Source organism: Thermodesulforhabdaceae bacterium, from assembly GCA_037482015.1.
Lineage (GTDB): Bacteria > Desulfobacterota > Syntrophobacteria > Syntrophobacterales > Thermodesulforhabdaceae > JAOACS01.
Map to the genome: position 1 here is coordinate 36,139 of JBBFKT010000011.1, position 16,090 is coordinate 52,228.

At 42.8% G+C, this 16,090-nt stretch carries 15 protein-coding genes; 6 read left to right on the plus strand and 9 right to left on the minus strand.

Annotated elements, in window-relative coordinates:
* Window positions 1–47 precede the first annotated feature (47 nt).
* The 8 genes from WHS38_10605 to WHS38_10640 all read right to left on the minus strand — a co-directional run bounded on the left by WHS38_10605 (window position 48) and on the right by WHS38_10640 (window position 8,503).
* Complete coding sequence (locus WHS38_10605; GenBank protein MEJ5301426.1) at window positions 48–1,730, minus strand: penicillin-insensitive murein endopeptidase; 1,683 nt, start codon at window positions 1,728–1,730, stop codon at window positions 48–50.
* 531 nt (window positions 1,731–2,261) lie between these two features.
* The gene (gene jag / locus WHS38_10610) at window positions 2,262–2,957 is read right to left on the minus strand and encodes an RNA-binding cell elongation regulator Jag/EloR (protein MEJ5301427.1); all 696 of its coding nucleotides are present in this window, start codon (window positions 2,955–2,957) and stop codon (window positions 2,262–2,264) included.
* Window positions 2,958–3,041: 84 nt separating this feature from the next.
* Window positions 3,042–4,700, minus strand: a complete 1,659-nt coding sequence (gene yidC, locus WHS38_10615; protein MEJ5301428.1) for a membrane protein insertase YidC — start codon at window positions 4,698–4,700, stop codon at window positions 3,042–3,044.
* Window positions 4,673–4,969 (minus strand): membrane protein insertion efficiency factor YidD, encoded by a 297-nt coding sequence (gene yidD, locus WHS38_10620; protein ID MEJ5301429.1) that lies wholly within the window; start codon window positions 4,967–4,969, stop codon window positions 4,673–4,675. Before yidD ends, yidC begins: the two co-directional genes overlap by 28 nt.
* 17 nt (window positions 4,970–4,986) lie before the next feature.
* Window positions 4,987–5,367 carry a ribonuclease P protein component gene (gene rnpA, locus WHS38_10625; GenBank protein ID MEJ5301430.1) on the minus strand — a complete coding sequence of 127 codons (381 nt, stop codon included), beginning with the start codon at window positions 5,365–5,367 and terminating at the stop codon, window positions 4,987–4,989.
* 1 nt (window position 5,368) lies between these two features.
* Window positions 5,369–5,503: a 50S ribosomal protein L34 gene (gene rpmH, locus WHS38_10630; protein ID MEJ5301431.1), complete on the minus strand. Its 135-nt coding sequence runs from the start codon at window positions 5,501–5,503 to the stop codon at window positions 5,369–5,371.
* A gap of 118 nt (window positions 5,504–5,621) precedes the next feature.
* Complete coding sequence (gene cimA, locus WHS38_10635) at window positions 5,622–7,232, minus strand: citramalate synthase (protein ID MEJ5301432.1); 1,611 nt, start codon at window positions 7,230–7,232, stop codon at window positions 5,622–5,624.
* The gene (locus WHS38_10640) at window positions 7,229–8,503 is read right to left on the minus strand and encodes an aspartate kinase (GenBank protein MEJ5301433.1); all 1,275 of its coding nucleotides are present in this window, start codon (window positions 8,501–8,503) and stop codon (window positions 7,229–7,231) included. Before WHS38_10640 ends, cimA begins: the two co-directional genes overlap by 4 nt.
* Before the next feature lie 227 nt (window positions 8,504–8,730).
* On the opposite strand from WHS38_10640, the gene WHS38_10645 reads away from it, so the two are divergent.
* Entirely contained in the window at window positions 8,731–10,062 is a 1,332-nt protein-coding gene (locus WHS38_10645) for a sigma 54-interacting transcriptional regulator (protein ID MEJ5301434.1), read from the plus strand.
* A gap of 90 nt (window positions 10,063–10,152) precedes the next feature.
* Here the strand turns inward: WHS38_10645 and WHS38_10650 are convergent, their stop codons facing one another.
* Entirely contained in the window at window positions 10,153–11,046 is an 894-nt protein-coding gene (locus tag WHS38_10650; protein ID MEJ5301435.1) for a hypothetical protein, read from the minus strand.
* A gap of 527 nt (window positions 11,047–11,573) precedes the next feature.
* Here WHS38_10650 and WHS38_10655 point away from each other — a divergent pair.
* The 5 genes from WHS38_10655 (at window position 11,574) to WHS38_10675 (ending at window position 16,078) form a co-directional block, all read left to right on the plus strand.
* A complete protein-coding gene (locus tag WHS38_10655; GenBank protein ID MEJ5301436.1) occupies window positions 11,574–12,062 on the plus strand; it encodes a 4Fe-4S dicluster domain-containing protein in 489 nt (162 codons plus the stop codon).
* A gap of 5 nt (window positions 12,063–12,067) precedes the next feature.
* Window positions 12,068–14,113, plus strand: coding sequence for a formate dehydrogenase subunit alpha (fdhF, locus tag WHS38_10660; protein ID MEJ5301437.1), 2,046 nt, complete (start codon window positions 12,068–12,070; stop codon window positions 14,111–14,113).
* A gap of 6 nt (window positions 14,114–14,119) precedes the next feature.
* Window positions 14,120–14,674 (plus strand): 4Fe-4S binding protein, encoded by a 555-nt coding sequence (locus WHS38_10665; protein ID MEJ5301438.1) that lies wholly within the window; start codon window positions 14,120–14,122, stop codon window positions 14,672–14,674.
* 13 nt (window positions 14,675–14,687) lie between these two features.
* Complete coding sequence (locus tag WHS38_10670) at window positions 14,688–15,059, plus strand: 4Fe-4S binding protein (GenBank protein ID MEJ5301439.1); 372 nt, start codon at window positions 14,688–14,690, stop codon at window positions 15,057–15,059.
* Between the two features lie 80 nt (window positions 15,060–15,139).
* Complete coding sequence (locus WHS38_10675; protein MEJ5301440.1) at window positions 15,140–16,078, plus strand: methyltransferase domain-containing protein; 939 nt, start codon at window positions 15,140–15,142, stop codon at window positions 16,076–16,078.
* Window positions 16,079–16,090 lie beyond the last annotated feature (12 nt).

Genomic DNA, 16,090 nt, shown 5'->3' on the forward strand with positions numbered 1-16,090 from the left:
AACCGAAAACGAACAATCCTGATTTAACACTCTATTTCAGGACAAAATTACTTCTTCCTAGGAGCATTTTTAGCATTTGCCTGCTTAGTTTTTGAAGTGTCAGAAGCTAGGGTTACCTTTTTAGCGCCATCTCCTTTCACACCGACACCTACCGATTTTTGTTCCTGCGGTTTTTGAGTCTTTGAATTAGCAGAATCGATTTTCTTGGCGGATGAGGAAGAAGACGTTTTCATATTTGAATTTCCATTAGCTACTGTGGATTTGGTGTTGCTGCTGCTCTTTTGATGCGACGCCTTAGAGTTAACTTTCTCAAACGAGCTAGTGGATGTATTTTTCTTATCGCCTTGGGGCTGTTTATTATTCAAACCTTTGGGAACCATCGCTAGGCGGACAGTAGCTCCTGTTTTGGCAGACGCAGAGGATAAAGAATTCTTCTTAGAAATTGAATAAACAACAAGCCTCTGGCCAGGCTTTAAGGTAGACTTTGTCGTAAGTTTATTCAAAGCCAAAAGTTCTTTAAGATCTAGATTATACTTTTTAGCTATAACAGCAGGAGTCTCACCGCTCTTTACAACATGAAATTTTGTGGATTGACTAATTGACATCACTGATTTTCTAGTTTGATCGTTTTCTCTGGTTATTGCCAATGATAAGGCTTGCGGTTTAGGTTGATCCTGCCGGGATTTTTCTTCGAGTCTAGCAATGAGGCGTTGTCCCATGGGAGGTATGTTAAGAACAACATCGTTATGTAACATAGCAAGGTCATCCTGAATACGAGACCTCATGAGCATTGCGTCAAGGCTCATGGCAAGCTGAACGCTTTCAATATCAAACCCCCTCTTGTAGAACACTATGGGCATTCCCGGTCTGATCACGTCAAGACGTTGTAATTTATTCCATCTTAAAAGATCTTCTACAGGAATCCCGAGTTTGGAGCTTAAGACTTCCAGGGATGCTTCGTCTTTTGCGTAGTAGAGAACTTTTTTGGGAAGAAAACTATTCTGAGCAAGTTCAATCACTCGACGCTGCTCAGATGTAGGATAATCTATCCTGCCTGCAAGTTCTGACCATGGAGCGACAAACCGCACATGCATATGATCTCTATGGTTAGGTTCATGCCGCACGAAGGTATATTCGTATCCACCAGATCCAACTTGGAAAACTTTATCAAGGAAATTTTTGTCGTATCCCTGGGACAGAGCATAATTATAAAGAAGGCGCTGAATGGAAGCATCCACAAATATTCTTTCAACAAGGTGAGAATTTAGAAGATGCAAGACGAGAGACCAGTTCTTTGGCAGATCCAAATTTTCCTCATTCATGGGGACAAAACCGTTTAAGGGGATATTACCTTTAGCATACATTCCGATATCCACATCTCGCCCGTTTTGATGAGATTTATGAACAGGATACCAAGGCCCTCCTCCGGACTTTGAAAAATCTCCCAGATAAAGATCGCAAGTATCCGGAAAATCACGCCTGACCCCATCAATAGCGTCAAGCAGAGCCCCTATTAACTCAGGGGTGGTGTAGGTATGATCAATTGTTCTTAACTGATAACCTCGAAACTCTCGTGGGAAAGGGATTCCATTTTCTAGTCTGCCTTCGAAGGGGTAACCTATGGATCTAGTCATGGCGTGGGATAACGGGCAAAAAACCCATAAAAAACATAGCGAAAAAAATAACATCCTCCACAGCTTCTTAATTCTAAAGCCAGTCTGTCTATGCATGGAGCAAACTCCTTTTTTTCTGGTTCACACCCAGTCCTGAAGAAGGACGACCAAGCACGGCAAGACCTTTTCTGACTAGCGAAAACAATCACCAGTTGTCAACCCTAAAATGACCATTAAATTTTTCTGTTTTTTCAGAAAAAAAATATTTCAATATTATCAGCGACTTGCATTACCAGACCGAACCCAAATTTTACATCCTGGCTTTCATGGAAAAATATACATCTTTATCAAAGATCAGGGACCCGTCAGAGCCGTAACCTCAAAAATTATGAAAGAAACCCCTTGATCAGCAGTCTGCAGACCACAAAATATCCAGTTGCTTGTCCTCAAAGGATTTATCTATCTTTATTGCCCTGACCGTCCGAGTCTAAAAGAATCCCCTTATTTAGTGAAAGATGAGATTCCCCAAAATTATCTGTCCTTCAATAAATCCTATAAACAAACATTCAAGGAGGGATGCGCAGCCGCGCACCCCTAAAAAAACCTTCTCAAACAGCATCAACGAAAAACTAAGACTTCTTGCGAACTCTAATCCCTATTTATCCTTTCATGATTTGACTTGCGCCCATTTTTTTTGTTTTCCGATTTACCATGCCTAACAGGATACACAACAAGTCGCTTCAAAAGTCCATCACCTTTACTTTTTGTTCTTACGTCGGGATCGTCTTTAAGTTCTACATGAATAATTTTCCGCTCACTAGCACTCATCAAACCGGTGGTGATGGGCTTGCAAGTCTTTCTGACTTTCTCCTTAAGTTCACGAGCGAGTTCTTTAAGGCTTTCCTCACGGCGAGTTCGATAATTTTCCGTATCTACAACGACCGATACGGTCTGACCTGTTTGTCGGTTCAATATTCTAGCAACCAGATACTGGAGAGCATCAAGAACCTGCCCTTTTTTACCAATGAGAAGACCTGAGCCATTGCTAATTATATTGAGATAAACATAGTTTTCTCTAGGTTCACCATCAACTACGGTAGGAAGATTAACATATTTAAGAATCTCTTCCAAAATAGCTTTAGCCCTTTCAGTTAATACATCCAGGGACAATCCCTTTGGACGGACCCGAATCTTTGCTTTCTTTGCACCCACAATCCCGAAAATACCTGATGAACCTCTAGAAATAATCTCAATGTCAAGCATTTCTCGAGGAAGCCTTAATGTTTCACAGGCCACTTTAATGGCATCTTCTATAGACTTTTCTTCAATTTCAAGACTGGACATTGTTCACTCCTCCTTTGACCTCCACCGGATCCGACAGAAAAGAGGATAAAACCAATCCGTAGAACAATATGGAATCTCATAAACTTACGCTTTCGATGCACGCTCAATCCAATATTGCTGAGCAATAGACAAGATATTGTTTACAAACCAATAAAGCACAAGACCGGAAGGGAAATTGACGAAAAGCACAGTAAATACAACTGGCATAAGTAGCATTATCTTTTCCTGGCGTGGATCTCCAGGCGATGGGGTCATTTTTTGCTGGATAAACATAGTTGCTCCCATGAGAAGCGTCAGCACCGGCAGTCCACCAAGATAAGGAATAGAAAATCCTATGTTTAATCTATCCGGTGCTGTAAGGTCTGTAATCCACAAACAAAAAGGCTGATGTCTCAACTCCACTGCACTATAAAGCATACGGTAAAGCGCAAAAAATACCGGAATCTGAAGCAAAATAGGAAGGCATCCCCCCATAGGGTTTACCTTATAGGTCCGATAGAGCGACATTAGCTCTTGGTTGAGTTTTTCTCTATCATCTTTGTATTTTTCCCTGATCTGAGCAATAAGTGGTTGAATCTGTTTCATTTTCTTCATTGATTGATAACTCTTGTGGGTAAGGGGCCAACAAACCAGTTTGACGATGATCGTAAGGATAATTATTGCTACACCATAATTGTGAGTAAAAGAGTAAAGCCATTTGAGAAGATAAAGGAGTGGCTTAGCCAAGAATCCTACCCACCCGTAATCAATCGATGCAACAAGTTTATGTCCCGCCTTTTTTAATTCGCTCATCTCTTTGGGTCCAGAATAAAGACCAAACTTCCATACTTTCTCCTCCTGAGGTTTCAAGGTAAAAGGTTCTGAAAGATAAACAAGCTGAACAACTGAATCTTTGTCATCAACAATTCTCCCGACTAATTGGTATCTTTCCTCCCCTAGAGGAATAAGCGCCTGGATAAAATAGTTGTTCTGGTAACCAATCCAATCTACAGGCGCCGACACCGTTCTGACATCTTTCTTAAGGTCTTTCATGCTGAAGGCATTAAAAGACTTGTTCCCATAAAAAGCAAGTTGTGAAACATTGTAAGAAGGCTCGTCGTGCTGGTAGGGCATAAAATAAAAGCTAAGTCCCATCCGATCGTCTATCGATTCTTCTGAAATATTACGAAGTCGGATTTCCAAATCCGCCATGTAAGAGTTAGCCCGCCATAAGTAGGTCTTTTCTACCGCTATCTTACCATCAACTACATACGAAAAACCAATTCGTCTTTCTTCCCCGTCCTTTAACTCCACCTTCTTATCATCGGGACCCTTGTAAGGAGCCGTAGCAAGATGAAAATCCTGATGCTTAAGAAGATCTATTGAAGCAGGGAAATAGCCTAGCGGCTGAACCGTAATGAGCTCCATCGGGGGAGAATTCTTATCCAAGGAAGTTTTATATCGTAGCAACTTTATAGAGGAAATCCTGGCTCCACTATTCGTAACTTCAGCATTGTAAAGAGAAGTATCAATAACCCATTTTTCCATCCGGGAAGGAACCTCATGAAAAGACTTTATTGAAGCGATTTTTTCAGGAGAGACTTCCTCCAAAGATGGCTTTTTAGAACTTTCACTTCCATTTGTAACTGTTGTTTCGGATTTGCCAGCTTCTTGAGTCTGCTTAGGCTGGGGAGTGAAGTAATATTCCCAAAACAAAAGAACTAACACCGAAAGAATCAACGCAAACAATGCTCTCTGTTCCATTTCTCTTCTCCAATTTCAACAATAATGGCGCGTTGTAAAGTATTACTAAAACAACGTGTCTCAGGCACGGGATCGTAGCCACCAGGATGCCAGGGATGACACTTACTCAATCTAAGTATTGAAAGCATTATCCCTCTCAGGAAACCGTGACGATCTAAGGCTTGTAAAGCATACTCTGAACAACTCGGATAGAATCTACATCTCCCCCCCAGAAACGGCGATAAAAATATGCGATAACCCCATATTAAAGCTTTCCCAATAGGTATCATCACCTTATCTACAGTTGTTACGATATTCGTCCACACAGTCTATCCAACTCCATAAAAGCTTCCCTACACCTACTCGCATCAATTCCAGGCAACACCACTACTACGATATCCTTGGGAGGTGATGCAAGAAGATATTTGTGAAGGCGGAACCATTCCCTCACACAGCGCTTTAATCGGTTCCGCTTCACTGCCTTTCTGTAATACTTTTTCGGCACGACAAGACCAAGCCTCGAAAAAGGAAGATTGTTAGGCATGTAATTAATGATGAAAAAACGTCCTTTAACTTTCTTGCCCTTTTCCTTCACAAGGTCAAAAGCCAATCGACCTCTTAGCCTTTCATGACTCCTGAAAGAATACTTCCTTCGACTTTCATCCGGTTGGGGATCCAATACCGCCATGCTATACCGTAAGTCGCTTACGTCCTTTGGCTCTACGTCTTTTGAGAACTTTACGCCCACCCTTGGTGGACATTCTTACGAGGAAACCATGGGTTCTTTTCCGTTTGATGTTGCTTGGTTGAAAAGTTCTTTTCATAAGCTTAACCCCTTTCTCTCATCCAAGAATATCCCATCCTCACTTGGTAAGCCAGCTGCTTGTATAGAAAACTCATCCGTAATGTCAAGAATCAATATTTCCAGGACACCACCTTACATTAACCAGATGTCGTTGATGAATTTCCCGAACCTTGTTTCTTTTCGTCTTTATACATTTTGTAAGTTATACTGTCCACAAGAGCTTGCCAGCTTGCTTCCAGAATATCGTGCGACACTCCAACTGTTCCCCACTGGTCAACTCCATCCGTTGATTCAATAAGGACTCTCACTTTCGAAGCCGTGCCCGCTCTTCCCGGAAGAACTCGCACTTTGTAGTCCAAAAGCGACATGGTTTTTAGTTGAGGATAGAATTTTTCTAAAGCTTTCCGAAGAGCGTTATCCAAAGCATTAACAGGTCCATTCCCTATAGCCGCCGTGTGTTCAACCTTGCCGCCAACTTTAACCTGAATGGTTGCTTCTGCAACAGGACTTCCATCTTCGCGGATTTTCTGGTCAAGAACTCTGAAGCCTATAAGATCAAAGTACTTCTTTGATTTACCCATTGCGCGATTGATCAAAAGCTCAAGGCTCGCCTCAGCTGCTTCAAACTGATACCCTTCCATTTCAAGTTGCTTTATGGTTTCTAGCACTTCCATTGCTACAGGATCGTCTCTTGAAATCTTTATTCCAAATTCATCAGCTTTCCATTTAATTGTTGCTCGCCCTGAAGCATCTGACACCAGAATTCTTCTCTTGTTGCCCACTAATTCAGGCTCAATGTGTTCGTAGGTTCTTGGGTTACGTTCCACAGCGCTGATATGAACTCCACCCTTATGAGCAAAGGCACTTCTACCGACATACGGCTGATGTTTATTGGATGGCAGATTGGCAAGTTCAAGAATGTAACGGCTCACATGGCGAAGTTTTCTAAGGTTTTCCCTAGGAATACATTCAATGTTCATCTTCAGGCATAAATTCGGTATGATGGACACAAGATTTGCATTACCACAGCGCTCCCCTACTCCATTCATTGTGCCTTGCACATGACGGATACCTCGGCGCACAGCTTCTAGAGAATTTGCAACAGCAGTGTCAGAATCATTGTGAGCATGAATGCCAAGCATAATATCGGGAAAGCGCTGCTTAACAACTTCAACGATTTCTCCAATCTCATTAGGAAGGCATCCCCCGTTAGTATCACAAAGCACCAGAACATCAGCTCCGCCATCCTTTGCGGCTCTCAGGGTAGCGAGAGCATACTCAGGATCAGCCTTAAACCCATCAAAAAAGTGTTCTGCATCGTAAATCACCTCAGGAACGTGTTGCTTGAGATAGGCAACACTATCGTGAATGAGACCGATGTTTCTTTCAAGAGTAGTATTCAATGCTTCCTTAACATGTAATACCCAACTTTTACCAAAAATTGTCACAGCTTTTGTCTTGGCTCTAACAAGAGCCTGGAGATTCTTATCGTTTTCTGCCGCAACGTCTTTGTGATGGGTAGACCCAAAAGCCGCAACGATTGAATTCTTAAGATCGTAATTTCTGATTTCTTCAAAAAACTGGGTATCTTTAGGGTTAGCTTCCGGCCACCCCCCTTCTATATAGTGAATTCCAAGCTCGTCAAGCTTTAGGGTGACCCTGATTTTATCTTCAAGAGTCAGAGAAAAATCCTCTCCCTGAGTCCCGTCTCTCAATGTTGTGTCATAGAGCACTACTTGTGTTTTCATCGTGTTACCTCTTTAGGTAAAATTTCTTCTTTTACCTGAAAAACCCCATTCGGGTCTTTGTCTAACTCGAAGGCATCATGAAGGACTCTTACGGCAAGTTCTGTGTATTTTGCATCAATTACACAGGAAATTTTTATCTCTGAAGTGCTAATCATCTGAATATTTATGTTTTCTGCTGCAAGAGATGAAAACATCTTTTCCGCCACTCCACAGTGACTTCTCATTCCAAGTCCCACAATTGATACCTTGGAAATCTGATTGTCTCCGTGCACCCTACCGGCTCCAATCTTCTCAGACACAACTTTTACAATTTCTAGCGTTTCCTGATATTTATCCTCAGGCACAGTAAAAGATATACTGGCTCTTTCTGGTATACCACTACTTCCCTGAATGATCATATCAACGTTTATACCCGCATCAGCTAGAGGCTTGAAAATTGCTGCCGCCATACCTGGAATATCAGGCACATCGTTTATAGTAACTCGAGCCACATTCTTAGTATATGTAACGCCTGAAACAACAACTTTCTCCATATCTTCATCCTCCTTAGTAACGAGCGTGCCGGGGAGATCATCAAAGGACGAAGCCACGTAAATTGGCACTCCATACTTCATTCCAAATTCTACAGATCGAAAATGAAGCACCTTCGCCCCGAGGCTTGCCATCTCTAACATTTCCTCATAACTTATCTTATTTAGTTTTCTCGCTTTTTTGCAAACCGATGGATCAGTAGTATAAACGCCGTCAACGTCTGTGTAAATTTCGCAACGATCAGCTTTGAGAGCAGCGGCGATAGCAACCGCTGTAGTATCAGAACCACCTCGACCTAGAGTTGTAATGTTCCCCTCAGCATCTACTCCCTGAAACCCTGCAACAGCAACTATTCTGCCAACTCGAAGATGGTTTAGAATAGCTTCCGTATTAATGGAACTAATGCGAGCATTTCCATAACGATCGTCGGTAAGAATACCAGCCTGATAACCGGTCATAGAGATGGCGTCGTAACCACGATCTTTGAGCGCCATGCAAAAAAGGGCGATGGTTATCTGCTCTCCGGTTGATACAAGCATATCGAGTTCTCGAGGATCAGGTCGAGGGCTCATCTCTTTCGCCAGTTGAATGAGACGATCGGTATCGCCAGCTCTTGCAGAAAGAACCACCACAAGGTCGTGACCTTTTTGTTTGGCCTTGATAACTCGCTCTGCGACCGCTCTAATTCTAGAAACATCTGCAACCGACGTTCCGCCGTATTTTTGAACAATAAGCGCCATATCTTCTTTCCCCCCTGATTTGGTGTAGGGATACATCTCAACAAATCCCTACCGTTCCCAAGCATTCCTGCAAATCATACAATAATGCTTGAGGTAAACTGCATGACTAGCATATATTTTGAAGCAATGGTAGAGTTTTTTGCTAAAGCAGACCTGTTGATAAATAGTAGGGACATAAATAAAAATTTTTCGCTACCACTATGAAGAGAAAGGTTTTAAGAAGTCAAATGCCTGTGCAAACCGAAGTGATTTTGGAAAGTATCTCAGATGGAGTTTTTACGGTTGATCCATCTTGGCGCATAACATACTTCAACCGTGCAGCGGAGGAAATAACAGGCGTTCCACGGAAAGAAGCTCTTGGGCGTTTCTGCTGGGATGTATTTAGGTCCAACATGTGTGAGGAAGGATGCGCCCTTCGTGAAACTCTAAAAACAGGGAAGCCCATAATAGGCAAAACCGGTTACATCATAAACGCCGCGGGAGAACGCATCCCGGTAAGCATTTCAACAGCGGTTCTTAACGATGAACATGGTGAAATTGTAGGCGGAGCAGAAACATTCAGAGATCTTAGCGAAATTGAATCTTTAAGAACCCAGCTAACCGGTAAGCTTTCCATTGGAAACATTGTGAGTCGAAGTCCTCTGATGCAAAAAGTATTTGAAGTTCTACCGCCCATAGCTCAAAGCCAAAGCACAGTGTTGATACTTGGCGAAACCGGTACAGGTAAGAGCCTCATCGCCCGGACAATACATGAACTGAGTCCCAGAAAGGATAAACCTTTCGTGATCGTAAACTGCGGGGCTTTGCCCGAAACTCTTCTTGAGTCAGAACTTTTCGGTTACCGAGCTGGCGCTTTCACCGGGGCAACGAAAAACAAACCAGGGAGGTTTGCTCTAGCTGACGGTGGAACAATATTCCTAGATGAAATTGCGGAAATGAGCCCTGCGATGCAGGCAAAACTTCTAAGAGTTCTCCAGGATCGAACTTATGAACCCTTAGGAGCGACAAAGCCCGAAAAAGTTGATGTTCGCATAATCACCGCCACCAATAAGGATTTAGCCGACCTGGTTAGAAATGGGTTATTCCGAGAAGATCTTTATTACAGAATCAATGTGGTTCGCATAGAACTTCCACCGCTTAGACGCAGGAAAGAAGATATACCCCTTCTGGTAGATGAATTCATTAAAAAGTTCAACCGTATCGAAAAAAAATCCATAAAATCCATCACATCTGAAGCTTTGTCCATGCTCATGGGCTACGATTGGCCTGGCAATATAAGAGAACTTGAAAATGTTATCGAGAGAGCTTGTGTGCTGTGCAACGGAGACATGATAGATACATCCCAACTGCCCCCTGAAATCACTACCAAATCTCAAATAGGAAGAAAGAGCACAAAGCTAAAACTTGCATCTCGCACAATAGAAGCCACCATGATTGAGGAGGCTCTTCAACGTCACAACTATAACCGCCAGGCTGCGGCTAAGGCTCTCGGAATTCACAGATCAACTCTTTTTAGAAAAATAAAGAATTTTGGCATTCAAATCCGACCGTCTAAATAAACCAAGCTACCGAATCATTTAATTATTTTGGCAAAAAATATCAGAAAACTCATTTGAATAAGCCAGAAAAAAATCCCTTGATGCTTTTTATTACCACTCAAAACTCTGAACCACAATGATACCTGCCTGTCTTGCCCTCTCCATAACATTTGGTTTCGCAAAGTGCGTTATTATTATAGGGACGACTTCTCCGCCAAACTCCTGCTTCACTGATTCAACTTGATCCCACACCTGAGAAATTTTAGATATATCGTCAAGTTTCAACACAGCATCCCCGACGAGATAGACTTCTTTACCTTCGCGAATAGCCTTACCAAAAACGTTTATTTCCGAATCGCCAATATGAGTGCGAATAAGACGGTCTGTTACTTCTATTCCGTAATTTACTTTCAGAAACTCCGGTAGCTTACGGTATGCCTCATTTTCTAAAGCAAATGCCATACTTCTTGAAAGACCTCCGACTTGATGTCGAAGAACGTCAACGGACGAAGCAAGCTTTGCAACTTCAATTTCCGTTTTTCTTTGAGCTTCTGCAAGCTCATTCAATCTTTGCTCAGTCCGTTTCTGAGCCTCTGCCAGCTCATCCACCCTTTTCGCCAGAGATTCAAGTCGCTCCTCAGTCCTTTTTTGAGCCTCCGCCAGTTCATCTACTCTTTTCGCTAGAGATTCAAGCCGTTCCTCAGTCCGTTTCTGGGCTTCCGCTAGCTCCTCTACCCTTGTCGCTAAAGATTCAAGCCGCTGCTCAGTCCGTTTCTGAGCCTCCGCCAGCTCATTTACTCTTTCTTCGGTGCGCTTTTGTGCAACTGCAAGATCTTGAACTGTCTTGCCAAGTTCACGCACAATTTCCTTAAGATCGATAAATTCTTTTTTTGTGACAGACTCCTCCCTCTGCCTTTCAAGTTCCTCCAGCATTGTAATAAGAACTCTACGTAGTTTAGGATCTACCGTATCCAGTTCTTTAATGAAACTAACACTTACTGGCATGTGATCATTTCCTCCTGTTTCAAAATGAGTTTTACTTTGAAATTATACTCTAAAGCATAAAAGTTCAAGTCCAATAAAGAGCACTCTAAAAATCTCGTGAGTATCAACTTTATCATAGAGCACGTTTGAAACTGCCCCTGAGGGTGTTCTAAAAACTCCGTAATAGAATTCTATGTGGTGAATCATATATTGAGGTCGTTTTTAGCTACCTGAGTCTGGAAAGGTCTTCCAAGCTGAGTTTCGTCCCTGCCTTTTCTATGTTTCGCCACCCCATAATGGAAGTTTTAGAACACCATCACCTGTCCCTTGACTTAAAATAGGGAAAAGCTGAAAACACTCTCTCCCAACAAGTCTTACAATGTCAGAAAGACATTGTATGGACAGCCCTACGACCACCCCAATACTCCTACATAAGGGAATTTTGCAGCGTTCTCTGTTATACCTTGACCGCCTTAAAGCTTTCAGAGTATAAGAAAACAAAGTCTTCGCAAACGATAACCCGTAAAAGTTTAGCGAAGGAGAGAAAAATGAAAGAGATTTTTGTTCGTATAGATCGTTGTGTAGGATGTCGTTCCTGTGAGTTAGCCTGCGCTGTAGAGCATTCCCGATCTAAAAATCTGTTAGAAGCAATTTCTGAAATTCCTCGACCAAGAAGAAGACTATATGTTGAACAGATCAAAGATCGGAAAGTGCCTTTTCTGTGCCGCCACTGTGAAGATGCTCCATGTGTGCGAGCTTGCAGGACTAGTGCTTTAAGCCAGGATCCTATAACTAACATAGTAACTCACAATCCAGACCGCTGCATCGGATGCTGGCTCTGTGCTATGGTATGCCCTTACGGGGTTATAAATCGAGAAGAAGAACGACGAATTGCAATAAAATGTGACAGATGTCCGGAAAGGGCCGAACCAGCCTGTGTCCAAGCCTGCCCGACAAAGGCTCTGGTTTTTGCTGAAGAACAGGAATTTGCGAAACTTGTTCGGCGTGAAGCTATTTCTCAGATACTTCACGGATAAGCTTTATGACAGGAAGCTCGCGTAAGGTCTCTGTTATATGCCCTTACTGCGGCGCTGGATGCAGATTGAACCTCATTGTAGAAAATGGAAAAACGACAAGCATAGAGTATGATCCTGACCATCCAGTGTCACTAGGGGCTCTTTGCCCCAAAGGGATTTCAGCCGTCGAACTTATTAACCATCCCGAACGGCTCACCTTTCCTGTTATTCGAAAACCCAACGGAACAATACGTCGCATTAGCTGGGATGAAGCTCTAAAATTTATTGCCGAAAAGCTCCGTCAAATACGATCAGACTTTGGCGCAGATGCTGTTGGTTTTTTAGCATCAGCCAAGGCTTCTAACGAAGAAAACTACTTATTTCAAAAACTAGCCCGCCTTTTCGGTTCTCCCCACGTAGATCACTGCGCTAGACTCTGCCACGCTCCATCTATTGTAGCACTTAGTCGAGCTTTCGGATCAGGCGCTATGACCAACCCAATAGCAGATCTGGAAAACTCTCGATGTATCCTGATAATCGGCTCCAACTTTTCCGAAAACCACCCGGTGGTATCGCGTTGGGTATGGAATGCAAAAGATCGTGGAGCCTTCATAATAGCAGTCGATCCTCGGAAAACTCCAACAACCGAGATAGCTCATCTTCATCTTATGATCAAACCGGGAACAGATGGAATACTCCTAAATGCTATCATGGCACAAATTCTTCGCGAAGGGCTAGCAAACTACGATTTTATTGCATCTCGAACCGAAGGTTTTGAAAATCTTAAGGCAAAGCTTCAAAAAATCGATGTTACTAAGGCAGCCGAACAGGTGGGAGTGCCAGCAGGTGATATTGTGATAGCTGCTCGTAAATATGCTGCATCTTCCGCATCCGCTATAATCTACTGCATGGGAATCACTCAACATCGCAACGGAACAGCCTATGCCGCATCCTGCGCAAACTTGGCTCTTTTATGCGGGCAGATTGGAAGACCCGGAACGGGTCTATTTCCACTACGAGGACAGAATAATGTCCAGGGTGCATCGGATATGGGTGCTCTTGCGGAATTTCTTCCCGGTTATGTTCGAGCTGACGATTCGGAAAAAAGGCGCATCATAGCAAAGCAGTGGGGATGTGATGATCTTCCATCCGGTGGATTAAGTGTCACGGAAATCATTAATGCTATCCTAGACAACAAAATAAAAGCTCTGTTCGTGATGGGAGAAAATCCCATTGTGTCGGATCCTTCAGCATCAGAAACCGAAAAAGCTCTGTCAAAGCTAGACATTCTGGTTGTGCAGGATCCTTTCATGACCGAAACAGCAGGCTTTGCTCACATCGTTCTTCCCGCAGCAATGTGGGCGGAAAAGTCAGGAAGTTACACCAACACAGAACGTAGAATTCAATGGTCGCCGAAGGCTCTGGATCCACCGGGTGAAGCAAAACCAGATTTGTGGATCATCGGAAACCTCGGCAAGTTACTTGGACTTTGGGAAACAATACCGCAACCTCAGGATGTGCTAAGAGAAATCAATCGAGTGGTTCCGTTTTATGGTGGTGTCACCCCTGAACGCATAGAAACGTCCAGGGAAGGACTTATCTGGCCATGTTTGAACGAACATCATGAGGGAACACCCATTCTCTATTCTGAAAAGTTTCATCGAGAAAACGGACGTGCTCTATTCACTGTTCCGGACGGTGACTTTGAAGACTTAAAATCCCACGAACAATTCGCACTTATAACAGGACGAGTCGTTGTTCATTATAATTCTGGATCATTCACAAGAAGGCTTCCATCACTGATGCGCTACAGTTCAAAACTTGAAGTAACATTACACCCTTATGATGCGAGTAAGCTCGATGTTAAGGACGGAAACATTGTATTGGTAAAAACTTCCAGCGGAACCGTTGAAGCTGTAGCGAAAATTAGTTCTTCAGTCAGACAGGGAAGCGTTTTTATGCCATTTCATTTTCCTGAAGCTAATAAACTGACCACAAGGGATCTGGATCCTATTGCCCGGATTCCCTCTTTCAAAGATGCTCAATGCCAACTAATTAAGAAGGAGCAATAACACAACATGGCGGGTTGGAAAGTTATCATAAAGCCTGAGCGCTGTATTGGATGCCATGCTTGCGAGATAGCTTGCGAACAGACTCACGGGGGAATTGGAAACATACAGCTTCGTGGTGCTCCGGTTTTTTGTCGCCACTGTGAAGTCCCCCCCTGTATTATCTCCTGCTACAGAAATGCTCTCGAAATGCAGGATGGTAGAGTTCTCCTAAGAAGAGAACTTTGCACCAATTGTGGTATTTGCGTTCTTGCCTGCCCATTTGGAGCCATAATGACGACAATGATAATCCGTAAAATAGAATCCAGGGATGTAACTAATCATAAGGAGTCTTTGCTGGGTCGCTTTTTGAGTAAACAAGATCTCTCCAGGGAGTGCCAGAATCTTCTGGTTCATAAATGTGATGGATGCATTGAAAAAGCCGGGGCGGAAAAAGTTTGTCCTGCCTGTGCCGCCACATGTCCTTCTGGAGCGATCGAATACAGAAAAGATATCTCAGGAATTTTATACTCAAAACGAATAAAAGCTTACGAAACCTACCTGTTAATTGATAAAACTGTTTAGAAGAGGCACTACCGTGAAGGGGATTTTTATCAGTCCAGATTTATGTATAGGATGTTACGCTTGTTCGAATGTCTGCGAGCGTGGAATTGCACGACTTGAAGAAACAAAAGAATTTAGAAAAATTATTGTATCTGGTTTTTGTCCAGAGGAATGCGAAAGTTGCAAAGATGTCTGCCCTACTGAAGCCATAAAGGTTATAGAAAACCCCATACCTTCTCAAGAAATAGTCTTCAGGTTGACTCCATGCCGACGCTGTGGCATTCCAACTGCTCCAGAACGCATGCTAGATTTCATCTCCCGAAGAATGAATCAGCCTCTTTTTGAACTTGATCTCTGTATCACCTGCCGACAACAACTTACGTGGGATGTAATTCGAAAAAGCTAACTAACCTATACCACTATCACAACATCCATGTTCACGGAATAAGGTTGATCCTCATCTAATCTAGGAGGATAAAAAACATTATGAAAGATTTTGTAATCGAATTTTTGATTTGTCCTTCCTGCCTTCCTGAAGAATACTCTCTCCATGAGAGAATAAAGCATCGAGATGGAAACGATATTATCTCTGGAGAGCTTTTATGTCCCAACTGTCGCAAAGTCTTTCCTATCTGTGATGGCGTCGCTTTACTAAATATAACCCCGGAACAGATACCTCTTCCGGGCAATAAATATGAAACTCCTCAATCTCTCTCATCATACCTTTGGGGACATTACGGGAATCTTATGGGAGAAGAAGAGCACATAGATGCTTATCAGACATGGGTTGATGTTGTGGACGAATCCCGAGGACTAGCCCTTGATATTGGATGCGCGGTGGGACGATTTTCACTGGAAATGAGCACAAAAAGCGATATGGTGGTCGGAATTGATCTTTCACTTCTTTTTATCAAAACAGCTCGTAAGATAGCAAAAGAAGGAAGCCTAAAGGCCAAGCTCTTTGAAGAAGGATTAATCGCCCGAGAACAAGAATTTTCTCTTCCATCATCGTGGCATCCAGAAAAAGTTGAGTTTATCGTAGCCGATGCCCTTAACCTTCCATTTAAGTCTGGAGTTGCTTCTCAGGTTTCTTCTCTGAATGTTATTGACAAAGTCCCAAGCCCATTAAGACACATAAAGGAAATGGACAGAGTTTCCCGAAAAAGCGGAGCCCAGTGCCTTATATCGGATCCTTTCTCATGGTCTCCAGAGGCCTCACCCGTTGACGAATGGCTGGGAGGCAAAGAAAACGGTGCCTTTTCAGGCTATGGAATTGAAAATATTATAAAAATTCTTAACTCAAGAGAAACTTTTTTATTCCCACCATGGAGAATAATCTACAGAGGACATGTGTGGTGGAAGTTAAGAAATCACCGAAACCATTTCGAATTGATCCGTAGCCTTTTTATAAAGGCAGCTAGATAAATAAAAAGTCAG